The 26,233-nt window shown below is 75.9% G+C and carries 21 protein-coding genes and 1 tRNA gene; 4 read left to right on the top strand and 18 right to left on the bottom strand.

What is annotated here, in order from left to right:
- The 10 genes from D0Z06_RS02625 to D0Z06_RS02580 all read right to left on the bottom strand — a co-directional run.
- A partial coding sequence (locus tag D0Z06_RS02625; protein ID WP_117376083.1) for a LamG-like jellyroll fold domain-containing protein occupies positions 1-3,427 on the bottom strand: 3,427 nt, incomplete at its 3' end.
- Positions 3,428-3,653: 226 nt separating this feature from the next.
- Positions 3,654-4,310, bottom strand: a complete 657-nt coding sequence (locus tag D0Z06_RS25200; protein ID WP_158579857.1) for a hypothetical protein — start codon at positions 4,308-4,310, stop codon at positions 3,654-3,656.
- Positions 4,307-5,056, bottom strand: a complete 750-nt coding sequence (locus D0Z06_RS02615; protein WP_117375830.1) for a CDP-alcohol phosphatidyltransferase family protein — start codon at positions 5,054-5,056, stop codon at positions 4,307-4,309. Before D0Z06_RS02615 ends, D0Z06_RS25200 begins: the two co-directional genes overlap by 4 nt.
- Positions 5,053-6,315: a DUF1972 domain-containing protein gene (locus D0Z06_RS02610; protein WP_233517404.1), complete on the bottom strand. Its 1,263-nt coding sequence runs from the start codon at positions 6,313-6,315 to the stop codon at positions 5,053-5,055. Before D0Z06_RS02610 ends, D0Z06_RS02615 begins: the two co-directional genes overlap by 4 nt.
- Positions 6,316-6,457: 142 nt before the next feature.
- Positions 6,458-7,906, bottom strand: coding sequence for a sugar transferase (locus D0Z06_RS02605; RefSeq protein WP_117376081.1), 1,449 nt, complete (start codon positions 7,904-7,906; stop codon positions 6,458-6,460).
- 201 nt (positions 7,907-8,107) lie between these two features.
- Positions 8,108-8,695, bottom strand: coding sequence for an aminoacyl-tRNA hydrolase (pth, locus tag D0Z06_RS02600; protein ID WP_117375829.1), 588 nt, complete (start codon positions 8,693-8,695; stop codon positions 8,108-8,110).
- Between the two features lie 62 nt (positions 8,696-8,757).
- Positions 8,758-9,465 carry a 50S ribosomal protein L25/general stress protein Ctc gene (locus D0Z06_RS02595; protein ID WP_117375828.1) on the bottom strand — a complete coding sequence of 236 codons (708 nt, stop codon included), beginning with the start codon at positions 9,463-9,465 and terminating at the stop codon, positions 8,758-8,760.
- A 624-nt stretch (positions 9,466-10,089) separates the two neighbouring features.
- Positions 10,090-11,070, bottom strand: coding sequence for a ribose-phosphate diphosphokinase (locus D0Z06_RS02590; RefSeq protein WP_117375827.1), 981 nt, complete (start codon positions 11,068-11,070; stop codon positions 10,090-10,092).
- 47 nt (positions 11,071-11,117) lie between these two features.
- Complete coding sequence (gene glmU / locus D0Z06_RS02585; protein ID WP_199522085.1) at positions 11,118-12,593, bottom strand: bifunctional UDP-N-acetylglucosamine diphosphorylase/glucosamine-1-phosphate N-acetyltransferase GlmU; 1,476 nt, start codon at positions 12,591-12,593, stop codon at positions 11,118-11,120.
- Between the two features lie 77 nt (positions 12,594-12,670).
- Positions 12,671-12,743: transfer RNA gene (locus D0Z06_RS02580), tRNA-Gln, on the bottom strand.
- A 210-nt stretch (positions 12,744-12,953) separates the two neighbouring features.
- On the opposite strand from D0Z06_RS02580, the gene D0Z06_RS02575 reads away from it, so the two are divergent.
- Positions 12,954-13,934, top strand: coding sequence for an acyl-CoA desaturase (locus tag D0Z06_RS02575; RefSeq protein WP_117375826.1), 981 nt, complete (start codon positions 12,954-12,956; stop codon positions 13,932-13,934).
- A gap of 70 nt (positions 13,935-14,004) precedes the next feature.
- On the opposite strand, the gene D0Z06_RS02570 is transcribed toward D0Z06_RS02575, so the two are convergent.
- From D0Z06_RS02570 to D0Z06_RS02540, 7 genes are all read right to left on the bottom strand, one after another.
- Positions 14,005-14,970 (bottom strand): 4-(cytidine 5'-diphospho)-2-C-methyl-D-erythritol kinase, encoded by a 966-nt coding sequence (locus D0Z06_RS02570; RefSeq protein ID WP_117375825.1) that lies wholly within the window; start codon positions 14,968-14,970, stop codon positions 14,005-14,007.
- Complete coding sequence (gene rsmA / locus D0Z06_RS02565) at positions 14,967-15,698, bottom strand: 16S rRNA (adenine(1518)-N(6)/adenine(1519)-N(6))-dimethyltransferase RsmA (protein ID WP_233517403.1); 732 nt, start codon at positions 15,696-15,698, stop codon at positions 14,967-14,969. Before rsmA ends, D0Z06_RS02570 begins: the two co-directional genes overlap by 4 nt.
- A gap of 142 nt (positions 15,699-15,840) precedes the next feature.
- Positions 15,841-16,950 carry a resuscitation-promoting factor gene (locus D0Z06_RS02560; RefSeq protein WP_117375823.1) on the bottom strand — a complete coding sequence of 370 codons (1,110 nt, stop codon included), beginning with the start codon at positions 16,948-16,950 and terminating at the stop codon, positions 15,841-15,843.
- A 326-nt stretch (positions 16,951-17,276) separates the two neighbouring features.
- A complete protein-coding gene (locus D0Z06_RS02555) occupies positions 17,277-18,116 on the bottom strand; it encodes a hypothetical protein (RefSeq protein WP_117375822.1) in 840 nt (279 codons plus the stop codon).
- 85 nt (positions 18,117-18,201) lie between these two features.
- Positions 18,202-19,083, bottom strand: coding sequence for a TatD family hydrolase (locus D0Z06_RS02550; protein WP_117375821.1), 882 nt, complete (start codon positions 19,081-19,083; stop codon positions 18,202-18,204).
- Complete coding sequence (gene metG / locus D0Z06_RS02545; protein ID WP_117375820.1) at positions 19,080-20,882, bottom strand: methionine--tRNA ligase; 1,803 nt, start codon at positions 20,880-20,882, stop codon at positions 19,080-19,082. Before metG ends, D0Z06_RS02550 begins: the two co-directional genes overlap by 4 nt.
- Positions 20,883-20,903: 21 nt before the next feature.
- Positions 20,904-21,542 (bottom strand): hypothetical protein, encoded by a 639-nt coding sequence (locus tag D0Z06_RS02540; RefSeq protein WP_117375819.1) that lies wholly within the window; start codon positions 21,540-21,542, stop codon positions 20,904-20,906.
- 182 nt (positions 21,543-21,724) lie between these two features.
- On the opposite strand from D0Z06_RS02540, the gene corA reads away from it, so the two are divergent.
- Entirely contained in the window at positions 21,725-22,846 is a 1,122-nt protein-coding gene (gene corA, locus D0Z06_RS02535; protein ID WP_117375818.1) for a magnesium/cobalt transporter CorA, read from the top strand.
- 67 nt (positions 22,847-22,913) lie between these two features.
- Here corA and rsmI read toward each other — a convergent pair whose 3' ends face one another.
- Entirely contained in the window at positions 22,914-23,753 is an 840-nt protein-coding gene (rsmI, locus tag D0Z06_RS02530; protein WP_117375817.1) for a 16S rRNA (cytidine(1402)-2'-O)-methyltransferase, read from the bottom strand.
- 105 nt (positions 23,754-23,858) lie between these two features.
- Here rsmI and D0Z06_RS02525 point away from each other — a divergent pair, with 105 nt between their 5' ends.
- Entirely contained in the window at positions 23,859-25,385 is a 1,527-nt protein-coding gene (locus D0Z06_RS02525; RefSeq protein WP_117375816.1) for a dolichyl-phosphate-mannose--protein mannosyltransferase, read from the top strand.
- Positions 25,386-25,397: 12 nt separating this feature from the next.
- The gene (locus D0Z06_RS02520; protein ID WP_233517402.1) at positions 25,398-26,222 is read left to right on the top strand and encodes an enoyl-CoA hydratase/isomerase family protein; all 825 of its coding nucleotides are present in this window, start codon (positions 25,398-25,400) and stop codon (positions 26,220-26,222) included.
- The last annotated feature ends 11 nt before the right edge of the window (positions 26,223-26,233 follow it).

The raw sequence follows: 26,233 nt of genomic DNA, 5'->3' as shown, positions 1-26,233 counted from the left end.
CGTAGGAGGCCACCGAACCATCGGCATCAGCCGAACCCGACCCGTCGAACGCCGCGCTCAACTCCGTGGGTACCGCCGTGAACGACGCCGACGGCGCTTGGTTGACCGGAGCCGGGTCGACCGGAGTGCCGGTCGGCTCGCCCGGAGCGGTGCCGGCAGCCCCGACCCACAGGTCGTCCACCCGCACAGTCGAGGCCCGGGTCGCGCTGCCCGAGACGTACTCGTAGAGGAACACCGCACCCTCCCGCTGCAGCGCAGCGGTGCTGTCGGTGCCGGTCACCAGCCAGGCCGCCGGCTCCGGGGCCCCGCTCGCCCAGGCCTTGGCCCGCAGCGTCGTGGTTCCGGTGCCCTCGGTCTCGAACCGGACCGTCACCGACTGGCCAGGCGAGTACCCGCCGGACAGCGCCGTCCCGGTCAGGATTGTCTCCACCCCGTTCACGTGCCGGGCGAGCATGACCTCGACCACGCCGTCACCGCGGTAACGCAGCAGCAACCGGTAGTCGCTGGTGCCCCCCCGCCGGGTGGCCACGCTGACGTAGGTCCCGCCACCGGTGGCCAGCTCGGGCACCACCAGCTCGGCCTGCACCGCGGCATCCAACGAGGAGACCCCCGCCAGCAGAGCCGAGGCGTTCCGCCGGGCCTCGGCGCTGAGCTGACCGGCGCCACCGGTCACCGACGTGCTCCCCGAACCACCCACCGTCCAGGCGCCGCCCCGATCGGCGGTCCCCCAACCGGAGACCACCTCACGGTCGAACGCATCCACCGCCAGCGCACCATCACCCGGCTGCGGCTCGGGCTGCGGCTCCGGCTCGGCGGCCGGCGCGGTCACCGTCACCACCCGGCTGGTCGAGGCGGTCGCCCCGTCGTCGTCGGTCACCGTCAACCGCACCGTGTAGCTGCCCGCCGCCGCGTAGCCGTGCGACGCGGTCACCCCGGTACCGGTGCCACCGTCGCCGAACTCCCACGCGTAGGAGGCCACCGAACCATCGGCATCAGCCGAACCCGACCCGTCCACCGCCACCGCCAGATCAGCCACCGCAGCGGAGAACACCGCCGACGGCGCGGTGTTCGGCACCTGACCGGTGCGACCCGTCGTGTTGTGGCCGGCCACCTGCTGCGCCGACAACGCGGTCGGGTAGACCGCGACCTCGTCGATCTGCCCGGCGAAGAACTCCGCGGCGCTCTGCCAGCCGCGGTCCCCGCCGACCCGCCAGAACCCGCTGTACGGGTTGGCGGCGGTCACCTGCGGTCGGGTCCCCGCGAGGACGCCGTCGACGTAGAGCTCCATGCCCCGGTGGCTGAGCGAGGCGACGACGTGGTGCCAGCGGCCGTCGTTGTAGGTCGCGGTGGTGCCGACCCGCTGCTGGGCGCCGTTCCAGACGCCGAAGTGCAGGCGTCCCGCCGCGTCCATGAACACGTGCCGGTCGTAGCTGGTGCTCGTGCCGGTCGCGCGGTTGCCGTACCCGACGATCTTCCCGCCGGTCCGCGACGTGGTCTGGACCCACGCCTCGACCGAGAAGACCTGCGGACTGGTGGCCGCCGCCGTGGTGGCCAGGAAACCGGTGGACGTGCCGTTGAAGGAGAACGCCGTGCCCCCGTCACCGGCCAGGGCCCCGGCCTGGTTGCGGGTGACGCCGGAGTTCATGGTCATGTCCCGGGTTCCGACCCGGTCGTAGGCCGTGGAGCCGGAGAGCTCACCGAGCGACCAGTGGGCGCTGGCACCATCGGCGGCGACGAGGTCGCCGTAGGTCCCGGAGGGGCCGCTGTTGGCGGCACCCACGGTGGCGGTGACCCAGCTGGAGGCCAGCTCGTTGCCGGCCGCGTCGCTGGCGACCACGAGCCAGCGGTGCGACCCTGCGGAGGCCCCGGTGTCGGCGCAGCCGTACGTGGGCAGGTCCCACCACCGCGAGGGCCGCGTCACCTCGCACACCGGGGCGCTGTTCGACTCGTCCCGGTACACGCGGTAGGTCAGGTGCTCGTTGTCCCGGTCGTGGACGGCCTTCCACGTGATGCGGACGGCGCCGGGGACCGTGCTGACGCTCGGGCCGAAGGTCCCGGTCGCGCGCGGGCCCACCCGGTTCGGCGCGAGGGACGAGACGGCGAAGCGGACCAGCCCCTGCTGCTCGCTGCCGTTGACCCCCGGGAACTCACCGCCGTAGACGACGTACTGGCTGTTGCCCGTCACCGACCAGCCGGCCTGGAACTGACCGGTGTAGGTGCCCGAGTAGAAGGTCGGGAACCAGGGCAGGAGCGACGGGGCCGGCTTGCCGGTGAGCTCCGCCGAGCGGTTGCCGACGGTCCCGGTCGCGGCCAGGCTCACCGCGGTGCCGAACAGGTTGACCCGGGGGTTCTGCTCGGGGAAGCCGCCGATGGTGCTGCAGTCGTGCGCGTGCGTGGCCATGTAGAGCACGCCGTTCGACGGGAAGCTGGAGTAGGTGTCACCGCGGCAGTCGTTGATCCACTCGACCTGACCGCCGTTCGCCGTGGCCTTGAACGACCCCTCGAGGTTGCCGGGGCCGAAGTAGTTGTAGGCGGTTCCGTAGACAGAGGTGCCGTCGGTGGAGAGGCTGTTGACGGCGGCGTTCTGGCCCTGGTTGGTGACGACCTGGTTCACGGCGAAGGGCTTGGTGGCACCGGACGTGGCGTCGAGTGCGCCGACACCGACCGCCGCGACCCCGTTCAGGGTGCCGAAGCGCCCGCCGGCCACCACCTGGTTGCCGTTGCCGGTCACCACGAGGGCCGAGACAGACGTCGCGGGAGCAGTGGTGTTCCCGGGGCCGGGCACCGGCGCCCACGGCAGCAGCGTGCCGTTGGCGGAGATGGCGGCCAGGTTCCGGCGGGCCGTGCCACCGACTGCGGTGAACCAGCCCCCGGCGAACACCCGGTCGTTGGTGGCGGCGAGTGCCGCGACCTGACTGTTGAACGCCGGCCTGAAGTCGCTCACCAGCCGCCCGGTCGCCGTGTCGTAGGCGGCGAGGTTGTAGCGCGTCTGGCCGTCGGCCTGGGTGAAGTCACCGCCGACGTAGATGCGGGAGCCGTCCGGCGACGCGGTGATCGCCAGGGCCTGCGCGTTCAGGTCGGGCGCGAAGGAGGTGATCAGCTCGCCGGTGCGGATGTCGTAGGCCAGCAGGTTGTTGCGCACCGTCTCCTGCGTCCCGGGCGCGGCGCCGGCCGGCCGGACGCGGGTGAACCGGCCCGCGACGTAGACGGTGTTCCCCACGACCACCTGCGCCCAGGCCACCCCGTTGATCTGCGCCGTGGGCAGCGGGTCGGCGGTGACGGTGGCCGGCGTGGCCGGGTCCGCCGGGTTCACCGGCGCGGTGTCGGCCACCGCCGGGGCGGGCAGGGCGACGGCCCCGACCCCCAGCATCAGGCTCACCAGACCGGCCAGGAGGGTCTTCCCCCAGGCCGTGGAGACGACAGACATGTGGTGCTTCCCCCGCTCGTCCAGGACGACTGCGTGGTCCTCGAGCCGGACCAGCGGCCGAACACTAAGCGTGACGAGAAGGGGGACCTATCCCCTGATCCGGTGACGGTTCGTGGTCGAGCGTCGCTGCGGGGCGTGTCCACCCCCATGGGGTGACGTCCGGTGCGCACACGACGGCAGGGCCCCGGCCGGAGCCGGGGCCCTGCTGGACGCGGGTGGGAGGGGGTCAGCGCGCGGGGCCGGAGAACACCATGTAAGGGGCGCCCGGCTCGTGGCCGACCGACACCGTGACCAGGTCGCGGGCGTCCTCGGCCAGGGTGAAGACGTACACCCCGTCGGCGGCCTCGCCCGGCCCGACGGTGCCGGTGAGCGGCGCGGCCGAGGGGTCGCCCAGGGTCGGGGCGGGCGCCTGGTCCACCCCGGAGGTCAGGGTCACCACGGCGCCGTCGAGGTCGACCGGTTCGGTGGAGCGGTTCTCGACGCGGACGGTGACCCGCAGCGCCGGGCCCGCGACGTTGCCCGGCCCGGTGCCGGTGCCCTCGACGGCCTCGACCGCCGTCACCGTGGCGGCCACCCGGTCCTCCACCTCGGCCGTCCCGTCCAGCGGGACCGGTGCCCGGCTGGGCGGCAGCTCGTCGGCGACCACGCCCGTCGGCTCGGCCGGTGGCCCCGTCGGGGGCTCGGAGACGCGGGCCGTCGGCTCGGCGGCCGGCGCCTCCGACGTCGGCGGCGGTGTGGCCGCGGCGGCCGAGGGACCGGCCGACTCCTCCCCCCGCGCGCCGAGGACCACGGCGGTGACGGCGAGGAGGGCGGCCAGCAGGCCGAGCGCGACCAGGAGCGGCCGGCGCGGGGCCCGGGCCTGTGGCGGGACGTCGGTGCTCATCGGGTCAACCTGCCCATCTCTGCGAACCACCGGACGGAGGCGAGGGCCAGGAAACCGGCCGCCGCCACGAAGAGGGCCGTGTAGGCCGGGAGGAACAGCGCCGGCCAGCCGTACAGCAGGAAGGCGCAGGCGAGCAGGCCGTAGTCGGTGGGCAGCGTGAGCAGCGAGCGGCCCACGCCCGGCCGCCGGTCGGTCGGCTGCGCACGGGTCGGCGCCCCGTGCCGTTCGCGGAGGGCCTCGTTGAGCATGGTGGCGAAGTAGGTGACGGCGTCGACGACGCAGTAGCCCAGCGGCACCAGCAGCAGCCAGCCCTCGTCCACGGTGCCGGAGCGGTAGAGCCCGACCAGCAGTGCCAGGTGCAGCGCGGAGGCCTTGACCGCGTCGACGACGTGGTCCAGCCACTCCCCGGCCGGGGAGCCACCCCCGCGCAACCGGGCCACCTGCCCGTCGGCGGAGTCCAGGCCGTACCCGAGCAGCAGCAGCGCGGTGACGGCCAGGCCGACGGGGACACCCGGGGAGGCCAGGGCGAGCACGACCAGCGCGGCGGCGGTGCAGCCGGCGCTCAGCGCGGTCACGGCGTTCGGGGTGAGCCCGGCGGTGTGCGCGAGCGCGGCCAGCAGCCGGCCCAGCGGCCGGTTGACGAAGCGGGAGTAGGCCGGCGCCCCGGCGGCGCCCTTCTGTGCGGTCGAGAGCCGGCGCAGGGTGGCGCCCAGCCCCTCGGCGGGGAACGCCGGTGCGGCGGTCACGGCTGGCCCGCCGGGAGGCGCTCGGCCTCGGGCGCGGGTGCCGGCGCCGGGACGTCCGCCGCCGGCCCGGCCGCGGGCGGCGGCGGCGGGGGCGGGGGCGGGAGGTCGTCGGCCGCGGTGGGCCGGCGCCGTCCGGACGGGCGCCGGCGCGGGAACCGGCGTCCGGCCAGCCGGGCCGCCAGCTCCTCGTAGCCGGCGGCCACCTCGTCCCAGTCGTAGGCGGCGGCCCGCTCCCGGGCCCGCTCCCCTGCCCGCAGGGTGCCCGCGGGATCGGCCTCGGCGGCCTCGGTCGCCCGGGCGACGTCGGCCGGTGTGCGGAACCACCGCCCGGACTCGCCGACGACCTCGCGGTTGAAGTCGACGTCGAAGGCGGTGACCGCCGCGCCGGCCCCGATGGCGCGCAGCAGCGAGGGGTTGGTGCCGCCGACCGAGTGCCCGTGCAGGTACGTGCACGCGTGCGCGTAGAGCTGGTCGAGCAGCTCCTGGTCCCAGACGCCACCGAGGAAGCGCACCCGGTCGTCGGCCAGGGCGTGCACGCGCCGGGTGTAGGCGTCGGAGTAGGGGGCCGAGCCCACCACGACCAGCGGGCGGGTCGCCGCGCCGGCGACGTAGCCCTCGACCACCAGGTCGACGTGGTTCTCCGGCTCGAAGCGGGCGACCACGAGGTGGTACCCGCGGGGCTCGAGCCCGACCTCGGCGAGCCGGTGGGCGCCGGGCCGGATGCGGGGCGCCCCGTAGGTCAGCAGGGTCGTCGGTGCGGCGAAGGCGTCGCGGTAGTAGTCGGCGATGCCCTGCGCGTCGGCGATCAGGACGTCGGACCAGCGGACGGCGAGCGCCTCGGCGGCCCGGTAGTACCGGCGTCCGGCGGGCCCCCACTTGGCCCGCTTCCACTCCAGGCCGTCCACGTGGGTGGCGACCGGGATCCGCGCGGCCCGCAGCAGGGGCAGCAGCGGCGCGTTGGCCGCGTTGAAGACCAGCGCCACGTCGGTGCGGTGGGTCAGCAGGTGCTGCACCGACAGCGCGGTGTGGCTCAGCGTCTCCAGCGCGCGGCGGCGGGCGGCCGGCAGGTGGACCAGCCGCATGCCCAGGTGCTCGGCCGGGCGCGGCCCGGCGGCGTCGGGCGCGGTGCGGCAGTAGACGACGACGTCGTGGCCGCGGTCGGCCAGCCGGCGGCCGACCTCCTCCACGGCGGTCTCGAAGCCTCCGTAGCGGGCGGGCACGCCTCGCGTGCCCACCATGGCGATGCGCAGCCTGTCCACCGTGCCTCCGATCAGGGGCGTCTCGCGGGACGTCGTTGCCGACGGGCGGCCGCCGTCCCTCGGGGGTGCATCGGCGGCGGGAGCGGTCCGGGTGAGCCGGGCGGGGAGGACCTCACCCGCACGGGTCACCCGGCCGGCGGGCTCAGTAGGCGCCGGAGCTGGCCACGACGGCGCGCACCGTCTTGGCGAGGATGAGCACGTCCAGGGCCAGCGACCAGTTCTCCACGTACCGCAGGTCCAGGCGCACGGCGTCCTCCCACGGCAGGTCGCTGCGGCCGGAGATCTGCCAGAGCCCGGTCAGGCCGGGCTTGACCAGCAGCCGGCGGCTGACCGAGGTGTCGTAGCGGGCCACCTCGGCCGGCAGCGGCGGCCGAGGCCCGACCAGCGACATGGAGCCGGCCAGCACGTTGAGCAGCTGGGGCAGCTCGTCGAGGGAGAACCGGCGCAGCCACCGGCCCACGGGGGTGACGCGGGGGTCGACCCGCATCTTGAACAGCAGCCCGTCGGAGATGTTCTGCCCGGCCAGCGCAGCCACCTGGCGGTCGGCGTCGACGACCATGCTGCGGAACTTGAGGATGGTGAACGGGCGGCCGTTCACGCCGATCCGCTCCTGGCGGTAGAGCACCGGGCCCGGGCTGTCGGCCCGCACCGCGACGGCGATGGCCAGCAGCACCGGGGCCAGCAGCAGCAGCGCCACCGCGGCGGCCGCGCGGTCGATGCCGCCCTTCACCACCCGCTGCCAGCCCTCGAACCGCGGCTGCTCCACCGACAGCAGCGGCAGGCCCTCGAACGGCCGGATGTGCAGCCGGGGGCCGGCGACCTCGATGAGGCCGGGGGCGACGAGCAGCTCCAGGCCCGAACCCTCCAGCTCCCAGGACAGCTCCCGGAGGTACTGGGCCGCGGTCTCGCTGGCCGAGGTCACCGCGACGGTGTCGGCGCCGGCGCGGCGGGCCACGGCGAGCACGTCGTCCAGCCCGCCCACCGGGAGGCCCGCGGTCTCGGCGACCCGCGCGCGGTCGGCGGGGGTGACGCAGGCGGCGACGACGTCCAGGCCGGCGTAGCCCTCCCGGCGCAGCCGCGCGGTCAGCTCGAGCACGGCCGAACCACGGCCGACCACCACGACGCGCCTGGTGCACAGGCCGCGGGCCCGCAGGCCGCGCAGCGCGCACCGGGCCGCGTAGCGCAGGGCCAGGGTGGCGACGGCGAGGGCGGGGATGGCGCCGACGACCAGACCCCGGGAGAGGTCGAGCCGGGCGGCGTAGGAGACGAAGCCGGCGGCGGCCAGCAGGAGGAAACCGGCGCGCAGGACCGTGCGGTACTCGTCGCTGCCGGTGCCGAAGACCCGCTCGGAGTACGCCCCGCACGCCCACAGCAGCACCGGCCACAGCACGACGAGCGCGGCGGCGGCTGTTGCCAGCGAGGCCGGCGCGTCGTCGCGCACCAGCAGGACGGCGGCGGCGGCCAGCGCGGCGGCCACGGCCTCCCCGGCGACGAGGGCCACGACGTAGCGGCCCGCCCAGCTCGTCCCGACCGGGCGCGTCACGGCCGCGGCGGCGCCGACCGGGGACGTCGTCGTCCTCAGTCCGGCCATGGTGTGGTCCAGCAGCACGGTTCCCCCCGAGCATCACGGTGCGTGGTCGGCCGGGGGGCGGATCCGGGGTGCCCGAGGCGCACTGCCTGGACTTTTCCCCGGCCGGACGACCCGGCGACCGGGCAACACTCACACTGCGTGACGAGAGGCGTCAACGCGGAACACGGTCGGGTCACCCGATGAGGGGGGCCGCCGTCCCTCTCAGGTGCGGGGGTGGACGACGTTCTGCGCGGCCTCGAGGCCGCGGGCGAGGAGCTCCTCGGTGGCGTCGGCCGCCTCGGCGACGAGGAGGGCGAGCTCCTTGCGCTCGGTCGCCGAGAAGTCCCGGAGCACGAAGTCGGCGGGGTCCTGCCGGCCGGGCGGGCGGCCGACGCCCACGCGCACCCGCAGGTAGTCGCGGGTGCCGGTGGAGCGGGAGACCGAGCGCAGCCCGTTGTGGCCGCCCTCGCCGCCGCCGCGCTTGAGCCGCACGCTGGCGAAGGGGATGTCGAGCTCGTCGTGCAGCACGACGAGCTCGGTGGCGGGGATCGAGTGGTAGTCGAGCAGGCCGCGGACCGGGCTGCCCGACTCGTTCATGTAGGAGGTGGGGCGCGCCAGCACGACGCGGCGGCCGGCCAGCCGGCCCTCGCCGACGAGGGTGCGGGCGCGCTTGCCCTTGCCGGGCGAGAGCCGCACCCCGGCACGGCCGGCCAGCTCGTCGAGGACCATCGCCCCGACGTTGTGCCGGTTGCCCGCGTAGGCCGGCCCCGGGTTGCCCAGCCCGACGACGAGGTAGGGCCCCTCGGGCACGACGACGGGGGCGCCGGCTGCGCCGGCGCCCCCGCGGGTCGCGTTCTCGCTCAGGACGTGCCTCAGCCGCTCTTCTCGGCGGACTCCATCGACTCGCCGCTGCCCTGGTCCAGGGGCTCGGGGACGACGTCGCCCTCGCCGGCGCCCTCCTCGGCCTCGACGGACTCCTCGCGCTCGATGCCGGCCTCGGCCTCGGCCTCGGCCAGCTCGGCCTCGAGGGCCTCGGCGGTCGGGGCGGCCATGACGTTGACGACCAGCGCCTCGGGGTCGGTGAGCAGGGTGACGCCGGAGGGCAGCGACAGCTCGCTCGCGTGCACGCCCTGACCGGCCTCGCGGCCGGTGACGTCGACCTCGACGGTCTCGGGGATCGAGGTGGCGGGGGCCTCGACGGACACGGTGTTGAGCTCGACGCTCACCAGCGTCTCGGGGGCGGCGTCGCCGGTGACGTGGACGGGGATGTCGACGGTCACCTTCTCGCCGCGGCGGACGACGAGGAGGTCGACGTGCTCGTGCACGCGGGTCAGCGGGTCGCGCTGGACGGCCTTGGTCAGCGCCAGCTGCTCCTTGCCGTCGAGGACGATCGTCAGCAGCGCGTTGGAGCCGCCGTTGCGCAGCACCGCGGCGAACTCGAGGGCCGGCAGGGACAGGTGGACGACGTCCTGGCCGTGCCCGTACAGGACGGCGGGGACGCGGCCGGCCCGGCGGGTGCGGCGGGCGCTGCCCTTGCCGAACTCGGTGCGGGCCTCGGCGACGAGGCGGAAGTCAGCCACGGTGGTGTGCTCCTCGGGAGGTGGATCCGGGTCTGCAGCCGGCACGCGACGCGGCACACCTCGGGACAGGCACACGCACGTCGATCACGGAGTACGGCGGACCGTCTCCCTCGCCGGGCAACTCACCCAGCGTACCCGACCGTCGGGGAGCCACCTGCCGGGCGTCGCGGTCGGGAGCCGCGGGTGCCGCGGTCGGGGGCCGCGGGTGCCGCACCGGCATCGTCGTCCCCCTGCCGGACATCTCTCCACCCGGAACGGCCGCTCCAGGGACGACGTGACCCCGAGCGCCTCGACGAAAGCCGGGACCGGCACGTGGCCGCGGGCGGGTGCCCGGGAGGAGCGGGGCCCGCAGGGTCCCCGACGAGCGGAGCGAGCGCACGGCTCAGCGCACGCCGGGAACGGCACGTGGCCGCGGGCGGGTGCCCGCGAGGAGCGGGGCCCGCAGGGTCCCCGACGAGCGGAGCGAGCGCACGGCTCAGCGCACGCCGGGAACGGCACGTGGCCGCGGGCGGGTGCCCGGGAGGAGCGGGGCCCGCAGGGTCCCCGACGAGCGGAGCGAGCGCACGGCTCAGCGCACGCCGGGAACGGCACGTGGCCGCGGGAGGAGGCCGGTAGGCCGACAGATCACCCAGCACCGTCGAAGAGGCTCGTGACCGAGCCGTCCTCGAAGACCTCCTTGATCGCCCGCGCCAGGAGCGGGGCGATGGAGAGCACGGTGAGCTTGTCGAACTGGCGGGCCGGCTCGATGGGCAGCGTGTTGGTCACGATGACCTCGCTGACCCGGCTGTTCTTGAGCCGGTCGACCGCCGCGCCGGAGAGGACGCCGTGGGTGGCGCAGACGATCACGTCGGCGGCGCCGGCCTCGAAGAGCGTCTCGGCGGCCTTCACGATGGTGCCGCCGGTGTCGATCATGTCGTCGACCAGGATGCAGACCCGGCCCTCGACCTCGCCGACGACGCGGTTGGCGACGACCTCGTTGGGCCGCAGCGGGTCGCGGGTCTTGTGGATGAAGGCCAGCGGGGCGCCGCCGAGCTTGTCGCTCCACCGCTCGGAGACCCGCACCCGCCCGGCGTCCGGCGACACCACCGTGATGTCGCGGTCACCCCAGCGCGCGCAGACGTCCTCGACCAGCAGGTCGAGGGCGAACAGGTGGTCGACCGGCCCGTCGAAGAAGCCCTGTATCTGCGCGGTGTGCAGGTCGACGACCATGAGCCGGTCGGCACCGGCGGTCTTGAACAGGTCGGCCACCAGGCGGGCGGAGATGGGCTCGCGGCCGCGGTGCTTCTTGTCCTGGCGGGCGTAGGGGAAGAACGGGGCGACGACGGTGATCCGCTTGGCCGACGCGCGCTTGAGCGCGTCGACCATGATCAGCTGCTCCATCAGCCAGGTGTTGATGGGCGCGGTGTGGCTCTGCACCACGAAGGCGTCGCAGCCGCGGACGGACTCCTCGAACCGCACGAACAGCTCGCCGTTGGCGAACTCGTACGACGCGGTCGGCGTCGGCGTGACCCCCAGGTGCCCGGCGATCTCCTCGGTCAGCTCCGGGTAGGCCCGGCCGGAGAACAGCATCAGGCTCTTGCTGGTGGTCTGCCGGATGGCGCTCATCGGCTCTCGCCCCTACGTGTCGTCGTCGCTGGTGCCGGCCGCCCGCCTCACCCGGCCCCGGCCGTCCCAGTGTCGGCCTGCTCGGCCGCCTCCGCCGCGCGGGCGGAGGCCGTTCCCGGTCGACGGCGGCCGACCCAGCCTCCCACATTGCGCTGCTTGGCCCGCGCGACGGCCATGGCCCCCGGTGGGACGTCGGACACGATGACAGACCCCGCGGCGGTGTAGGCGCCGTCCCCCACGGTGACCGGCGCGACGAGCATCGTGTCGGAGCCGATCCGCACGTGGTCGCCGACGGTCGTGCGGTGCTTGGCGATGCCGTCGTAGTTGACGAAGACCGTCGCCGCGCCGACGTTCGACCCGCGGCCGATGGTGGCGTCGCCCACGTAGGAGAGGTGCGGCACCTTCGACCCCTCGCCCACCTCGGCGTTCTTGGTCTCGACGAAGGCACCCACCTTGGCCCCGCGCCCGAGCCGGGTGCCCGGGCGCAGGTAGCTGAACGGCCCCACCGAGGCGTCCGGGCCGATCTCGGCGCCCAGGCAGTGCGAGCGCACGACGGTGGCGTCCTCGGCGACGGCGCAGTCGACGAGGGTGGTGTCGGGGCCGACCACCGCGCCGGTGGCCACGGAGGTGGCGCCCCGCAGGTGCACACCGGGCTCGAGCAGCGCGTCGGGCTCGACGGTGACCGTCACGTCGACCCACGTGGTGGCCGGGTCGACGACGGTGACACCGGCGCGCATCAGCTCGTCGAGGACGCGGTCGTTGAGCGTCCGGCGGCGGGCGGCCAGCTCGCGGCGGTCGTTGCAGCCCAGGACGTCGACCGGGTCCTCGGCGGGCGCCCCGCCGACCGGGTCGCCGTCCCCGGCCAGCAGGGCCAGCACGTCGGTGAGGTACTGCTCGCCCTGGTCGTTGTCCTCGCCGAGCCGGCCCAGGGCACGGCGCAGCGCGGCGGCGTCGCCGACGTAGACCCCGGCGTTGATCTCGCGGACGGCCCGCTGCTCCGGGGTGGCGTCGCGCTCCTCGACGATCGCCTGCACCGCGCCGTCCTCGTCGCGCACGATCCGGCCGAGGCCGGTGGGGTCGTCGACCACGGCGGTGAGCACGGTGAGCGCGTGCCCGGCGGCCACGTGCGCGTCGACCAGCGCCCGCACCGTCCCCGGCCGCAGCAGCGGGGCGTCGCCGTTGACGATGAGCACGGGCCCGTCGAGGTCGGGGACGGCGGCCAGCGCCACGGCGGCCGCGTGCCCGGACCCGCGCTGCTCCTCCTGGACGACGGGCAGCGCGGCCGGCGCGACCTCGGCCAGGTGCGCCTCCACGGCCGCCCGGCCGGCGCCGACCACGACGACGGTCGAGCGCGCGCCCAGCGGCGCGGTCGCGGCGAGGACGTGGCCGAGCATGCTGCGCCCGCCGAGGGCGTGCAGCACCTTCGGCGTGGACGACCGCATGCGGGTGCCCTGGCCGGCGGCGAGCACGACGACGCCGGCGACCCCGCCCTCGGGGCCGGTCTGCGGCAGGGATGCGGTCACGGGTCTCCTCCGTACGGGGGCGGTGCGCCGGCCCGAGCGGGCGGTCGGGACCGGCACGGCTGCGATCGGTGCGTCTGCTGGGGGACTCGGACTCGAACCGAGACTTCCCGGCTCCAAAGGCCGGCGGGCTGCCGATTACCCCATCCCCCACCCGGGTGCCGCCGGTGCGGGCGGCACCTGCGACGCGGTCGGCGTCCCCCGGAGAGTAGGCCGTCGCCGGCCGCCGCCCGCCGGCACCGCGCGGCACGGCGCCGGGGCCCGCCGCGCGAGCCCCTCCACGGTGACGTAGGTTACGCACCCAGCAGCCCCGGGTGCCCATCGACCGGCAGTCTCCGGGCCTCCCCCACCTCTGGAGACCGCGTGCCCGCCCCTGCCCTCACCCGCCCCACCGCGCCCCGGCCGGCCGACCCCGACGCCGGGCTCCCGGCCACCGCCCTCGGCAAGGAGAAGGGGCACCTGGAGCAGCTCACGCTGTACGTGTTCGTCGTGGTGCCGTTCGTGGCGCTGGCGGCGGTCGTCCCGGCGGCGTGGGGGTGGGGGCTGTCCTGGCTCGACGTCGGCCTGGCCGTCGGCTTCTACTTCCTCACGCTGCTGGGCATCACCGTCGGCTACCACCGGCACTTCACCCACGGGTCGTTCAAGGCCGCCCGGCCGCTGCGCATCGGCCTGGCCGTGGTCGGGTGCATGGCGATCCAGGGACCGGTCGTCCAGTGGGTCGCCGACCACCGCCGGCACCACGCCTTCTCCGACCGCGAGGGCGACCCCCACTCGCCGTGGCGCTACGGCAGCGATGCCCGCGCCCTGCTCAAGGGCATGTGGCACGCGCACCTCGGCTGGCTGTTCGACCGGCGGCAGACCAACCCCGAGCGCTACGCGCCGGACCTGCTCAAGGACGCGACGCTGCGGCGCGCCAGCCGGCTGTTCGTCGTCTGGGCCTTCCTGAGCCTGGCCCTGCCGGCCGCCATCGGGGGCGTCGCGACCGGCACCTGGGCCGGGGCCTGGACGGCGTTCTTCTGGGCGGGCCTGGTGCGCGTGGCGCTGCTGCACCACGTCACCTGGTCGATCAACTCGGTCTGCCACGTCGTCGGCAACCGGCCGTTCGCCTCGCGGGACCGGGCCACCAACTTCTGGCCGCTGGCGATCCTCAGCGCCGGCGAGTCCTGGCACAACCTGCACCACGCCGACCCGACCTGCGCCCGCCACGGGGTGCTGCGCGGGCAGGTCGACATCAGCGCCCGGGTGATCTGGGCCTTCGAGAAGCTGGGGTGGGCGCACTCGGTGCGCTGGCCCGACCCGGTCCGGCTGGCCGCGCGGCGGGCTCCCGCACCGGCGCCGTCCTGACGCCCGGCCCGGCCTCCCGCCGCCCGGCGAGCCGGCCGCCCGCGCGGGGCACGTGCCGGCCGGCGCCTGCTCAGCCCACGAGGCGGGCGCCGTGCACGGGGCCGTGCACGGCGCGCACGGTGCGGTAGACCCCCTCGCCGGCCAGGGTGGCGGCCAGCCGGACGGCGGCGTCGGCGTCCTCGACCAGCGCGGCCACGGTGGGCCCGGAGCCGCTCACCAGCGCCCCGACCGCGCCCGCCGCGGTGGGCGCCCGCAGCGCCCGCCGCAGGTCGGGGCGCAGCGACAGCGCGGGGGCCTGCAGGTCGTTGGCGAGCGCGGCGGCCAGCGCCTCCACCGGCCCGGACCGCAGCGCGGCGATCACCGGCTCGGCGGGGTCGAGGTCGGTGCCGGCGGGGACCCGGCCGTCGGCGCGCAGCCGGTCGAGCTCGGCGTAGACGGCCGGCGTGGACAACCCCTCCCCGGCGATGCCGAGCACCCAGTCCCACCGGCGCCGGGCCAGGACCGGTGAGAGCTGCTCGCCGCGGCCCGAGCCCAGGGCCACCCCGCCGTGCAGGCTGAAGGGGACGTCGCTGCCCAGCCGGGCGGCCAGCCCGGCGAGGTCGCCGCGGGTGGCGTGGGTGCCCCACAGGGCGTCGAGCGCGACGAGCGCGGCGGCGGCGTCCGCGCTCCCCCCGGCCAGCCCCGCGGCGGCGGGGATGGCCTTGTCGATCGCGATGGCGGCGTCCGGTGCCACGCCGGCGTGCTCGGCGAGCAGCTCGGCGGCCTGCCAGACGAGGTTGCGCCGGTCGGTCGGGACGGCGCCCGCTCCGACCGCCGTACGCCCCTCCCCGGTGACGGCCAGCGACAGGCCCCGCCCGCGGCGGACGGTGACCGTGTCGAACAGCGACACCGCGAGGTAGACGGTGCGCAGCTCGTGGAACCCGTCGGGGCGCAGCGGGCCGACCGCCAGGTGGACGTTCACCTTGGCCGGGGCGCGGGCGGTGACGGCGCCGTCGCCGGTGATGCGGCCCGGCCCCCCGGAGGTCGCCCAGCTCACGGCCGGGCCTGCCCCGCGACGGCCGCCAGGCGGGCGAAGTCGGTCACCGAGAGCTGCTCGCCGCGCGTGGCCGGGTCGATCCCGGCGGCCCGCAGCCGCTCCTCGGCCGCCGCCGGGCCGCCCGCCCAGCGGGCCAGCGCCGCGCGCAGCCCCTTGCGGCGGGTGGCGAAGGCGGCGTCGACGACCGCGAACGTGGCCGCGCGGTCCCCCGGCGGCGGGGGCCGCCGGTCGAGGGCGACCAGGCCGGAGTCGACGTTGGGCTCCGGCCAGAAGACCCGCCGGCCGACGTTCCCGGCGCGCCGGACCTCGCCGTACCAGGCGGCCTTCACCGATGGGACGCCGTAGGCCGGGGACCCCGGCGCGGCCGCGAGCCGCTCGGCGACCTCGGCCTGGACGAGGACCAGCGCACGGCGCAGCGAGGGCAGCAGCTCCAGCAGGTGCAGCAGCACGGGCACGGCCACGTTGTACGGCAGGTTGGCCACCAGCGCAGTCGGGAGCGGGCCCGGCAGCTCCCGCAGCCGCAGCGCGTCGGCCTGGACGACGGTGAGCCGGCCGACGAGGTCCGGGCGGCGGGCGGCCACGGTGCCGGGCAGCAGCGCGGCCAGCCGCGGGTCGATCTCGACCGCGGTCACCGCGGCGGCCTCGGGCAGCAGCCCCAGCGTGAGCGAGCCCAGCCCCGGCCCGACCTCGAGGACGACGTCGTCGGCCCGCAGCTCGGCGGTGCGCACGATGCGCCGGATCGTGTTGGCGTCGTGCAGGAAGTTCTGCCCGAGGGTCTTGGTCGGGCGCAGGTCGAGCTGCTGGGCCAGGTCGCGGATGGCGGCCGGGCCCAGCAGCCCGTCGGACGGCGTGCCGGTCAGGAGGAGCCGATCAGCTGAACAGCCGGGGGCCGCAGTGCGGCCACTGGCCGGCGCCGGAGCGCTGGTAGAGCAGCTGCGCGCGGTAGGTCTGCTCGTCGGCGGAGGCCGCGGCCGGGTCCCCGGTGCCCCCGACCGAGTTCCAGGTGGCCTGGGAGAACTGGTACATGCCGCGGTACTTGCCCGTGGAGCTCACCGCGTTCGGCCGCCCGCCGGACTCGCACTGCGCGAGCGCCGCCCAGTTCAGGCCGTCGGCGCTGGGGCTGTTGCCGGAGGACGCGGGGGCGGCCGGTCGCTCCTTGGTGCCCACGCTCACCAGCTCGTCGACCGGCTGGCGGGTGACGGTCCGGGAGAGCTGCTCCCGGCCGGTCTCGACGCCGTCGGTCACGGTGACCCGGAGGACCGTGGTCTGCTCGCCGTCCACGCCCTGCTGGGTGACCGCCTGGTCGCCCTCGAAACGTGCCGGGTCGGCGGTCTCGACGGTGGCGTGCGGGATCGCGGCGACCTCGGTGACCTCGGTGACCTGGACGCGGAAGACCTGCAGCCGCATCCGGTCCAGCAGCGCCTGCTCGGGGTAGAGGCTGGTGCGGTCGGTGGGGGCGAGCGCGATGCCCTGCTCGGCGAGGAGGTCGCCGGCGGTCGGCGCGGTGGTGGTGACCACCTGCTCGGTCCCGTCGACGACCAGGGTCACGTCCTTGGGCGTGGTGATCGACAGGGCCATGCCGTCGAGGGGCAGCCGCTCGCTGCGGCTGGCCGAGAGCACGATGTCCTCGGCCCGGTAGCCCAGCTGCTCGAGCGCCTCGTCGACCGACAGCGCGGTGACGTGGACCTCGCTGGAGACGCCGTCCACGGTCAGCTGCAGCGGGCGGGCCCGGTTGAGCACCACGGTGTCGCCGTCGGCCACCGGCGCCGCCGGGTCCGGCAGGACGACGTCGTGCGCCCGGGGCTGCAGGCCCTCGTCCTCGAGCACCTCCGCGACGGTCGAGGCGTAGGTGCTGACCTCGCGGGCCTGGCCGTCGACGGTGAGCGTCACCGACTTCTGCGCGGCGAAGTAGGCGAGGGAGCCGCCCACCAGTCCGCACAGGACGAGGGCGAAGAGGGCGAGCTTGAGCGTTCGGGCCACGGCACTTCCAGGGGTCTCCGGACCCGGGCAGAGGACCGCTTCCAGCACCCGCGCGGCAGCCGATGAGGAGTGGGGACTCCAGGTCGGTGGACGCCGCCCGAGTCGATCCCCACCCCGGCTGGTCACGACACGTTAACGGACTCGATGCACCCGACAACGGTGCGCAGCGAGTGAACCAGGGCGACGATGTGTCGACTCGTGGACGCGCCGACACGGAGAGTGAACGGCGCGCCGCGTGGGACGGGTGTGACAGGTGTGCAGCGTGGGGTGCGCGGGGTGACGAGGACGACAGCGCGCTGCCCGGGACCGGGCCGGCGCGGGGTGGTTCAGCCGGTCAGGGCGCGGTCGCCGGGGCGGACCGGCCGCAGCCAGGTGACGAGGAACCCGGCCACCGCGAGCCCGGCGGCCAGCCCCGCGAAGCCGCCGGCCACCAGGGCCACGGGCACCAGGTCGGCGCCGTCGGTGACGCGGTCACCGAGGGCGATGCCGGCGGCCAGCAGCAGGGTGCCCAGCGGCAGCAGCGCCAGCACGCTCACGGCGGCGGTCACCAGGTGGGCGGTCCAGGTGCGCAGCGCCTCGTCGACGGGGACGTCGGCGCCCTCGGCCGGCAGCGGCCGGACGAGCGACCGGAGCAGGGCGACCTCGGCCAGCACCCAGGCCAGCAGCGGGACGGTCAGCGCGACCCAGGCCACGGAGTCGGGCAGCTGGTCGCGCTGCCACATGAGGACGGTGGCGACGGCCTCGGCGGCCACGACCGCGCGCATCGTCCACAGCAGCGCCAGGGAGATCTGGTCGCCCTGCCGCGGCCGGCGGGCCGGGGAGCTGGCGCGCCAGCGCGGGCGCGGGCGGGTGGTCTCGGCCAGCACCACGCCGAGCAGCAGGCCGACGACGAGGGCCGGCGCCCAGAGGAAGACCGACGCCTCCGCGAAGAGCACGACGCTGGCGACGATGCCCACGATGCCCAGCAGCAGCCCGAGCCGGCGGACCCGGCGGCCGTGCACGGCCTGGCGCCGGAGGGTGGCGGTGCCCTCGGGCGTCGGCGTCGCGAACTCGACGGCCGCGGAGGCGACCGCGCGGCGCCCGGCGGCCAGCCACCAGGCGCGGGCGAGCAGGACCCCGGGCACCAGGACGGCGATGAACAGCACGACGGCGATGAGGCGGCCCACGACAGCCAGTGTCCCCCGGTTCGGCGCCCCGGGGGCGACCGGTCACGGGACCGTCAACTCCCGCAGGCCGCGCCCCCGCGGGGGATCACACCCCCCACGGGCCGAAGACCCGCTCGGCGTTCCGGGTGAGCGCGGCGCACAGCTCCTCGACCTCGACCCCGGTCACCTCCGCCAGGGCCCGCACCGTGTGCGGGACCAGCCGCGAGGCGTTGGGCCGCCCGCGGTGCGGCACCGGGGTGAGGAACGGCGCGTCGGTCTCCACCAGCAGCTGGTCCAGCGGGGTCAGCGCCGCGGCCTCCCGGAGGTACCCGGCGTTGGCGAAGGTCAGCGTCCCGGCGAAGGAGAGCACGTGCCCGCGGGCCGCGCAGGCCCGGGCGAACGCGGCGTCCCCGGAGAAGCAGTGGAAGACCGTGCGCTCCGGCGCGCCCTCGTCGTCGAGCACCCGGAGGACCTCCTCGTGGGCGTCCCGGTCGTGGATGACCAGGGCGACGCCGTGCTCCTTCGCGATCCGGACGTGCGCCCGGAACGAGGCCTCCTGCGCCGCCCAGCCCTCCGGGCCGGTGCGGTACCGGTCCAGCCCGGTCTCCCCCACCGCCCGCACCCGCGGCAGCGCGGCGAGGCGGTCGATCTCGGCCAGGGCGGCGTCGTCGGCCTCACCGGCGCCGGCCGCGTTGGGGTGCACGGCGACGGCGGCCAGCACGTCCGGGTGGCGGGCCGCCAGCTCGGCCGACCAGCGCGAGGACGCGACGTCGACCCCGACCTGCACCAGCCGGGGGACGCCGACGGCCACCGCGGCCGCGATCTCGGCGTCGACGTCCGCCTCCGCCGGCGGCTGCCCGTCCTCGGGGCGGAACCCGGTGAGGACGATGTCGAGGTGGGTGTGGCTGTCGACCGCCGGCGCCGGCAGCGGCTCCGGGGACGGTGGCGGGCCGCCCCGCCGGTCGGCGCGCGCGGCCGACCGGGTCACGCCGAGGTGCCCTTCTCCTCCAGCCGGGCCAGCTCCTCGGCGACGATCGACTCGTCGAGCTTCTTGAACACCGGGGTGGGCGGTGACAGCGGCGTCCCCGGCGGGAGCGGGCGGGAGGCCCACACCGCCTGCCCGTCGTCGTAGTCGCCGGTGATGACCGGGTACGGCGAGCCGTCGTCGAGGTCGGTGACCTCCTCGACCCGCGGCGCCGGCGACCACACGCCGGTGCCGCCGAGCAGCTCGTGCACCTTCTGCGCCGAGTGCGGGAGGAAGGGGGTGAGCAGCGCGTTGCAGTCGCTGACCGCCTGCAGCGCGGTGTGCAGCACGGTGTCCCGGCGGGCCGGGTCCTCCTTGAGCTTCCACGGCGCCTGGTCGGACAGGTACTTGTTGGCCTCGCCCACGACCCGCATCGCCTCGGCCGCGGCCGCCTTCTGCCGGTTGCGGGACAGCAGGTCGCCGACCGGGCCGAACGCCCCCGACGTCGCCGCCAGCAGGGCGCGGTCGGCGTCGGTCAGCTCGCCCGGCGTGGGGACGGCGCCGACGTTCTTGGCCGCCATGGAGACCGAGCGGTTGACCAGGTTGCCCCAGCCGGCGACCAGCTCGTCGTTGTTGCGCCGGCGGAACTCCGCCCAGGTGAAGTCGGTGTCCTGGGTCTCCGGCCCGGCGGCGGCGATGAAGTAGCGCAGCGCGTCGGCGTCGTACCGGGCGAGGAAGTCGCGCACGTAGATGACGACCTGGCGCGAGGAGGAGAACTTGCGCCCCTCCATGGTCAGGAACTCGCTGGAGACCACCTCGGTGGGCAGGTTCAGCCGGCCCAGGGACCCGGGGGAACCGCCGCGGTCCCCCTCGCCGTCGTAGCCGAGCAGCTGCGCCGGCCAGATCTCGGCGTGGAAGACGATGTTGTCCTTGCCCATGAAGTAGTAGGCCTCGGAGTCCGGGCTCTGCCACCACTGCCGCCAGGCCTCGGGGTCACCGGAGCGGCGGGCCCACTCGATGGAGGCCGACAGGTAGCCGACCACCGCGTCGAACCACACGTAGATGCGCTTGTCCGGCCGGTCCCGCCAGCCGTCCAGCGGCACCCGCACACCCCAGTCGATGTCGCGGGTGTAGCTGCGCGGCTTGAGGTCCTCGAGCAGGTTGACGCTGAAGTTGAGCACGTTGGGCCGCCAGCTCTTCCGCGACCCGAGCCACTCGCCCAGGGCCCGGGTGAAGGCCGGCAGGTCGAGGAAGTAGTGCTCCTCCTCGACGAACCTCGGCGTCTCCCCGTTGATCCGGCTCACCGGGTTGATCAGGTCGACGGGGTCGAGCTGGTTGCCGCAGTTGTCGCACTGGTCGCCGCGGGCGCCGTCGTACCCGCAGATCGGGCAGGTGCCCTCGATGTAGCGGTCGGGCAGCGTGCGCCCGGTCGAGGGGCTGATCGCGCCCAGGGTCTTCTGCGGGAAGACGTACCCGTTCTTCAGCAGGCCCAGGAAGATCTCCTGGCTGACCCGGTGGTGGTTGACCGTCGAGGTGCGGGTGAACAGGTCGTAGCTCAGCCCGAGGCTGGCCAGGTCGTCCACGATGATCCGGTTGTTGCGGTCGGCGATCTCCCGCGGGGTCACCCCCTCGGCGTCGGCCGCGACGGTGATCGGTGTCCCGTGCTCGTCGGTGCCGCTGACCATCAGCACCCGGTTGCCGGCCATGCGCTGGTAGCGGCTGAAGACGTCGGAGGGGACGCCGAAGCCCGAGACGTGGCCGATGTGCCGCGGGCCGTTGGCGTAGGGCCAGGCCACGGCGGTCAGGATGTGCCGATCACTCACGGGTCGAGGGTACGGACCTCGTCAGGGGGTCCCGGTGACCCCGGCCGGCGCCGGGCCGTCCCCGCGGTCCGCGGGCGCCGGTGTGGTGAGCGCGACGCCGACCAGCAGCAGGCCGATGAGGCCGACGGTCACCGCGCGAGCCCGGGTGCGGACCGGTTCCGGGGCGGGCCGGGGCACCGCCGCCCGCCGCTGCTGCCCGCTCCAGGCCACCGCCGAGGGGGCGCCGGCGAGCAGCAGCTTGCCCACCGGGACGGCCAGCGCCGTCAGCGCCAGCGCCGGCAGCGGCAGCGCGACCGGAAGCGGGTCCAGCAGCGGGGTGAGCAGGCCGAGGGCGAGCAGGCCGAGGGCGAGCAGCAGCTCGGCGCAGGCCACGCCGGTGAGCAGCCGGGCACCGGACCCGTCGACGAGCAGCGCCGCACCCCCGGCGCAGAGCACCACCCAGGTGGCCAGGAGCAGCACGACGGCCCCGAGCAGCAGGCCCGGCGGGCGCACCGGCGCGGCCAGCAGCCCGTCCAGGCCGGTGAGCGCGCCGGCGACCAGGGCGACCGCCTCCAGCGCGGACGCCGCCGCGGCGCCCAGCACGGCCGCCGGGGGGAGCCGCCGGAGGGGCACCGGGCTGCCGGAGCCGATGAGGGGGCGGTCGAGGACGGTGCTCGCCACGGGGCTGCTCTCCCTGGCCGGGGACGACGGTCACCGGTCGGGTCGGCGGGTCCGTCCGGCGGCTGGACCCCCGCCCGGGGCGCCCTCACCCGTCGGGGGGAGTCGGCCGTGCTGCCGCCGCGGCCTTCGCCGGCCCGGCCCCGCCTACGCTGACGCGGGCACCCGGCCGGAGAGGAGCACCGATGACCGCCTCGGACACCCCCGCGGGGGCCGGCGGCGCCCGGCCCGCGGCCCCGTCCGCGCTGCGCCCGCGCCCGGCGGGCCCACCCGGCCGCCCGCCGGAGCGGACCACGCCGGCCCGCCCCGAGGGCGTGCCCCCGGTGGTCGACTGCGGGGTCTACGTCGACGGGGTCCGCCAGGAGCCGGCCGAGCACGCGCAGGCGCTGCGCCAGGCCACCGAGCAGGGCGGCTTCGTCTGGCTGGGCCTCTACGCACCGCGGGAGGAGGAGCTCGCCGACGTCGCCGCGCAGTACGGCCTGCACCCGCTGGCCGTGGAGGACGCCGTCTACGCCCACCAGCGGCCCAAGCTCGAGCGCTACGACGACGGCCTGTTCATGGTGCTCACCACCGCGACCTACGTCGAGCACGACCGGCTGACCGCGACCAGCGAGGTGGTCGACACCGGCGAGGTGATGGTCTTCCTCGGCGACCACTACGTCATCACGGTGCGGCACGGCGAGCACGGCTCCCTCGCCGACCTCCGGCAGAGCCTCGAGCAGCAGCGCGACCTGCTCTGCCTGGGGCCGGCCGCCGTCCTGTACGCGGTGGCCGACCGGGTGGTCGACGACTTCGTCGACGTGGCCGCCGCGGTGGAGGAGGACGTCGACGAGCTCGAGGCGTCGGTGTTCAGCCCGGAGCGCACCGACGACATCGGCCGGCTGTACCAGCTCAAGCGGGAGCTGCTGTCGCTGCGCAAGGCGGTCTCCCCGCTGCTGGTGCCGCTGCAGAAGCTCGCCGAGCGGCAGGTGGACGCCGTCCCGGAGGCCACCCGGTCCTACTTCCGGGACGTCGAGGACCACGCCATCCGGGTCCGCGACCAGATCGCCGGCCTCGACGAGCTGCTGACCTCGATCCTGCAGGCCTCGCTGGCCCGCACCTCGCAGGCCGACAACGAGGACATGCGCAAGATCAGCGCGTGGGCCGGCATCATCGCCGTCCCCACCGCCATCGCCGGGATCTACGGGATGAACTTCGAGTACATGCCCGAGCTGGGGTGGCGGTTCGGCTACCCGCTGGTGCTCCTGGTCATCCTCGGCGCGATCGTGCTGCTCTACCGCGGCTTCAAGCGCAACGGCTGGCTGTAGCGGCCCGCGTCAGTTGCTGCGGCGGGTCCCCGGGACCGTGCTCGACGGCTGCATCGGGCTTCCCGGGTCAGGACCCCTTGGCGGCCACCACCGCGTCGTAGACGGTCCGGCGCGGCAGCCCGGTGCGGACGACGACGGCGCGGATGGCGTCCTTGCGGGTGGCACCCGCGGCCTCCTCGGCGGCCACCTCCGCCGCGAGCTCGGCCGGGGACGCCGACACCTGCCGCGCCGGCGCCCCGCCCACGACCAGCGTGATCTCGCCGCGCACCCCCTCGGCGGCCCAGGCGGCCAGCTCGCCCAGCGACCCGCGCCGGACCTCCTCGTGGGTCTTGGTGAGCTCCCGGCACACCGCCGCGGGCCGCTCCGCGCCGAAGGCCGTCCCGGCGTCAGCGAGCGCGTCGGCCAGCCGGTGCGGGGACTCGAAGAACACCATCGTGCGGGGTTCCCCGGCCAGGCCCACCAGGCGCGACCGCCGCTCCCCGGCCTTGCGCGGCAGGAACCCCTCGAAGCAGAAGCGGTCGACCGGCAGCCCGGAGACGGCGAGGGCGGTGGTCACCGCCGACGGCCCCGGCACCGAGGTCACCTCGACGCCGGCCTCGACCGCCGCCCGCACCAGCGTGTAGCCGGGGTCGGAGACCGAGGGCATCCCCGCGTCGGTCAGCAGCAGCACGGTCGCACCCGAGCGCAGCGCGTCGAGCAGGCCGGGCAGCCTCGAGCGCTCCACCGACTCGTGGAAGGTCACCACCCGCCCGGCCGGGGTGACCTCGAGGTCGGCGGCCAGCCGGTGCAGCCGCCGGGTGTCCTCGACGGCGAGGACGTCGGCCGTCGCGAGGGCCGAGCGCAGCCGCGGGCCGACGTCCCCCGGCTGGCCGAGGGGGGCACCGCCGAGCACGAGGCGACCGGTCATGGGTCTGAGCCTGTCACGGCGGGGTCCCCGGCCGGCCCGCCTGCGGGGCCCGGCGCGAGCGCCCGAGCGGCGGGGGCGGGCGGGTCCTTTCACTACCCTGCCCCCATGGCGGTGCTGGCCCCCGAGCGGACCGACCGGGACCCGTACGACGCGGCGCCGCGGGCGGCCGGGCGTCGGCGGCCGCCCCGGCCCCGCCGGGACACCACGCCGCCTCTGCCCGGGGACCGCCGCCTGGCCTGGGTGCTCACCGGGCTGCTCGGGCTCGGCGCGCTGGGCCTGCGCCTGTGGGGCATCGGCTACCCGTCGGACCTGCTGTTCGACGAGGCCTACTACCCGCCCGAGGCGGCCGAGCTGCTGCGCTGGGGGTACGAGTACAACCGCGGCTACACGTTCATCGTCCACCCGCCGCTGGGCAAGTGGCTGATCGCCGCCGGCATCGAGGTGTTCGGCTACGACAGCGTCGGCTGGCGGGTGCCGTCGGCGGTGGCCGGGAGCGCCGCGGTCGTCGTCCTCACCCGGCTGGCCCGGCGGTTCACCGGCTCGACGCTGCTGGGCCTAGTCGCCGGGCTGCTGATGGCCGTCGACGGGATGTCGTTCACCCTCTCCCGGATCGGCCTGCTCGACGTGTTCCTGCAGCTGTTCGTCGTGGCCGCGGTGGCCTGCCTGGTCGTCGACCGCGACCGGGTGCGGGCGCGGGTCCGGGCGGCCGCGGAGGTGGGCGCCGGCGGGTTCCGGCTCGGCCCCCGGGGGTGGCGGATCGCCGCCGGGGTGCTGTTCGGCTGCGCCTGCGCGGTGAAGTGGAGCGGGGTGTGGTTCCTCGCCGGCTTCGCCGTCCTGTCGCTGTTCTGGGACCGCGCCGCCTGGCGGGAGGCCGGCGTCCCCCGGCCCACCGCCGTCGCCGCCCGCCGGGGGCTGCCCGGGGCGCTGTGGGCGCTGGCCGTCGTGCCGGTGCTGGCCTACCTGGCCGGCTTCACCGGGTGGTTCCTCGGCGAGACCTCCCAGGGGCGGCACTGGGCGCAGCGGAACCCGGAGACGGCCTTCCCCTGGATCCCGGACGCGCTGCGCTCGCTGTGGCACCAGCACGCCGAGTGGCTGCGCTTCCACAGCGGGCTGTCCAGCCCGCACCCGTGGGAGTCCGGGCCGTGGACCTGGCTGGTCAACGGCCGCCCGATCCTGCTGTGGAACCCGCAGGGGCTCACCGACAGCGCCGGCGACCAGGTGGTCCGCTACATCCTCATGGTCGGGACGCCGACCCTCTGGTTCGCCTTCGCCCCGGCGCTGGTCTGGGTGGTGTGGCGGCTGGTCGCCCGCCGGGACCCGGCCGCCCTCCTGGTCGCCGTCGCGGTCGCCGCGGGGTGGGGCACGTGGTTCCTCAACCCCGAGCGCACGATGTTCGCCTTCTACACCGCCCCGGTGGTGCCGTTCCTCGTGCTCGCCGTCGTGCTCGTCCTGCAGGACGTGCTGGGCCCCGCGGGCGCGCCGCCGTGGCGCCGGCAGCTGGGGCTCGGGGTGGTCGGCCTCTACGTCGGCGTGGTCGTGGCCACCTTCGCCTTCTTCCACCCCGTGCTCACCGGGTCGCCGCTCTCGCACGCGGAGTGGCTGGACCGGATGTGGTTCCCCTCCTGGTTCTGAGCGGACCCTACGGTGGCCGCACCGGCACCCGAGGGGACGACGATGACCGACGAGCAGGATCGCCCGCACGTGCGCACCGACCTGGACGGCGACGTCCACCGCATCACGCTGGACCGGCCCGCGACCGGCAACCCCGTCGACCTCGCGATGACCGCCGGGTTCCGCACCGCGCTCCGCGACCGGCCGGAGGCAGCCCGGGCGGTGCTGGTCCTGGCGGAGGGGCCGCGCTTCTGCGTGGGCGGGGACGTGCAGGGCTTCGCCGCGGCCCCGGACCCGGCCGCGCACATCGCCCGGCTGGCCGCGGCCTGGCACGAGGTGGTCCGGGCGCTGGTGACCTGCCCCGTCCCCGTCCTCGCCGGGGCGCACGGCGCGGTGGCCGGCGCCGGGGTCGGGCTCATCGGCGCCTGCGACCTGGTCGTCTGCGGCAGCTCGACGAAGATCCGCCCGGCCTACGGGGCGATCGGGCTCTCCCCGGACGGCGGGACGTCGTGGGCGCTGACCCGCGCGCTGGGGGCACCGCGGGCGCTGGACCTGGTGCTGACCAACGGCACGCTCACCGCGGCCGAGGCGCACGCCTGCGGCCTGGTCGCCCGTGTCGTGGCGGACGAGGAGGTGCACGACGCGGCGATCACCCTCGCGCACCAGGTCGCCGCCGGGCCGGTGCGGGCCGCGGTGCGCACCCGGGCGCTGGTCCGCCAGGCGGCGGTGCGCACCCTCGACGAGCAGCTCGACGAGGAGGCCCGGCTGATCGCCGAGTCCGCCGCCGATCCCGAGGGCCGGGAGGGCGTGCGCGCCTTCGTGGAGCGGCGGCCGCCGGACTTCCGCGGCGCCGGCTGAGTCTGAGTCCG

Origin of the sequence: Geodermatophilus marinus, assembly GCF_003428645.1 — a bacterium.
Lineage (GTDB): Bacteria > Actinomycetota > Actinomycetes > Mycobacteriales > Geodermatophilaceae > Geodermatophilus.
Note: the sequence above shows the minus strand (reverse complement) of the source record. Positions and strands in the feature narration are given on the sequence as shown.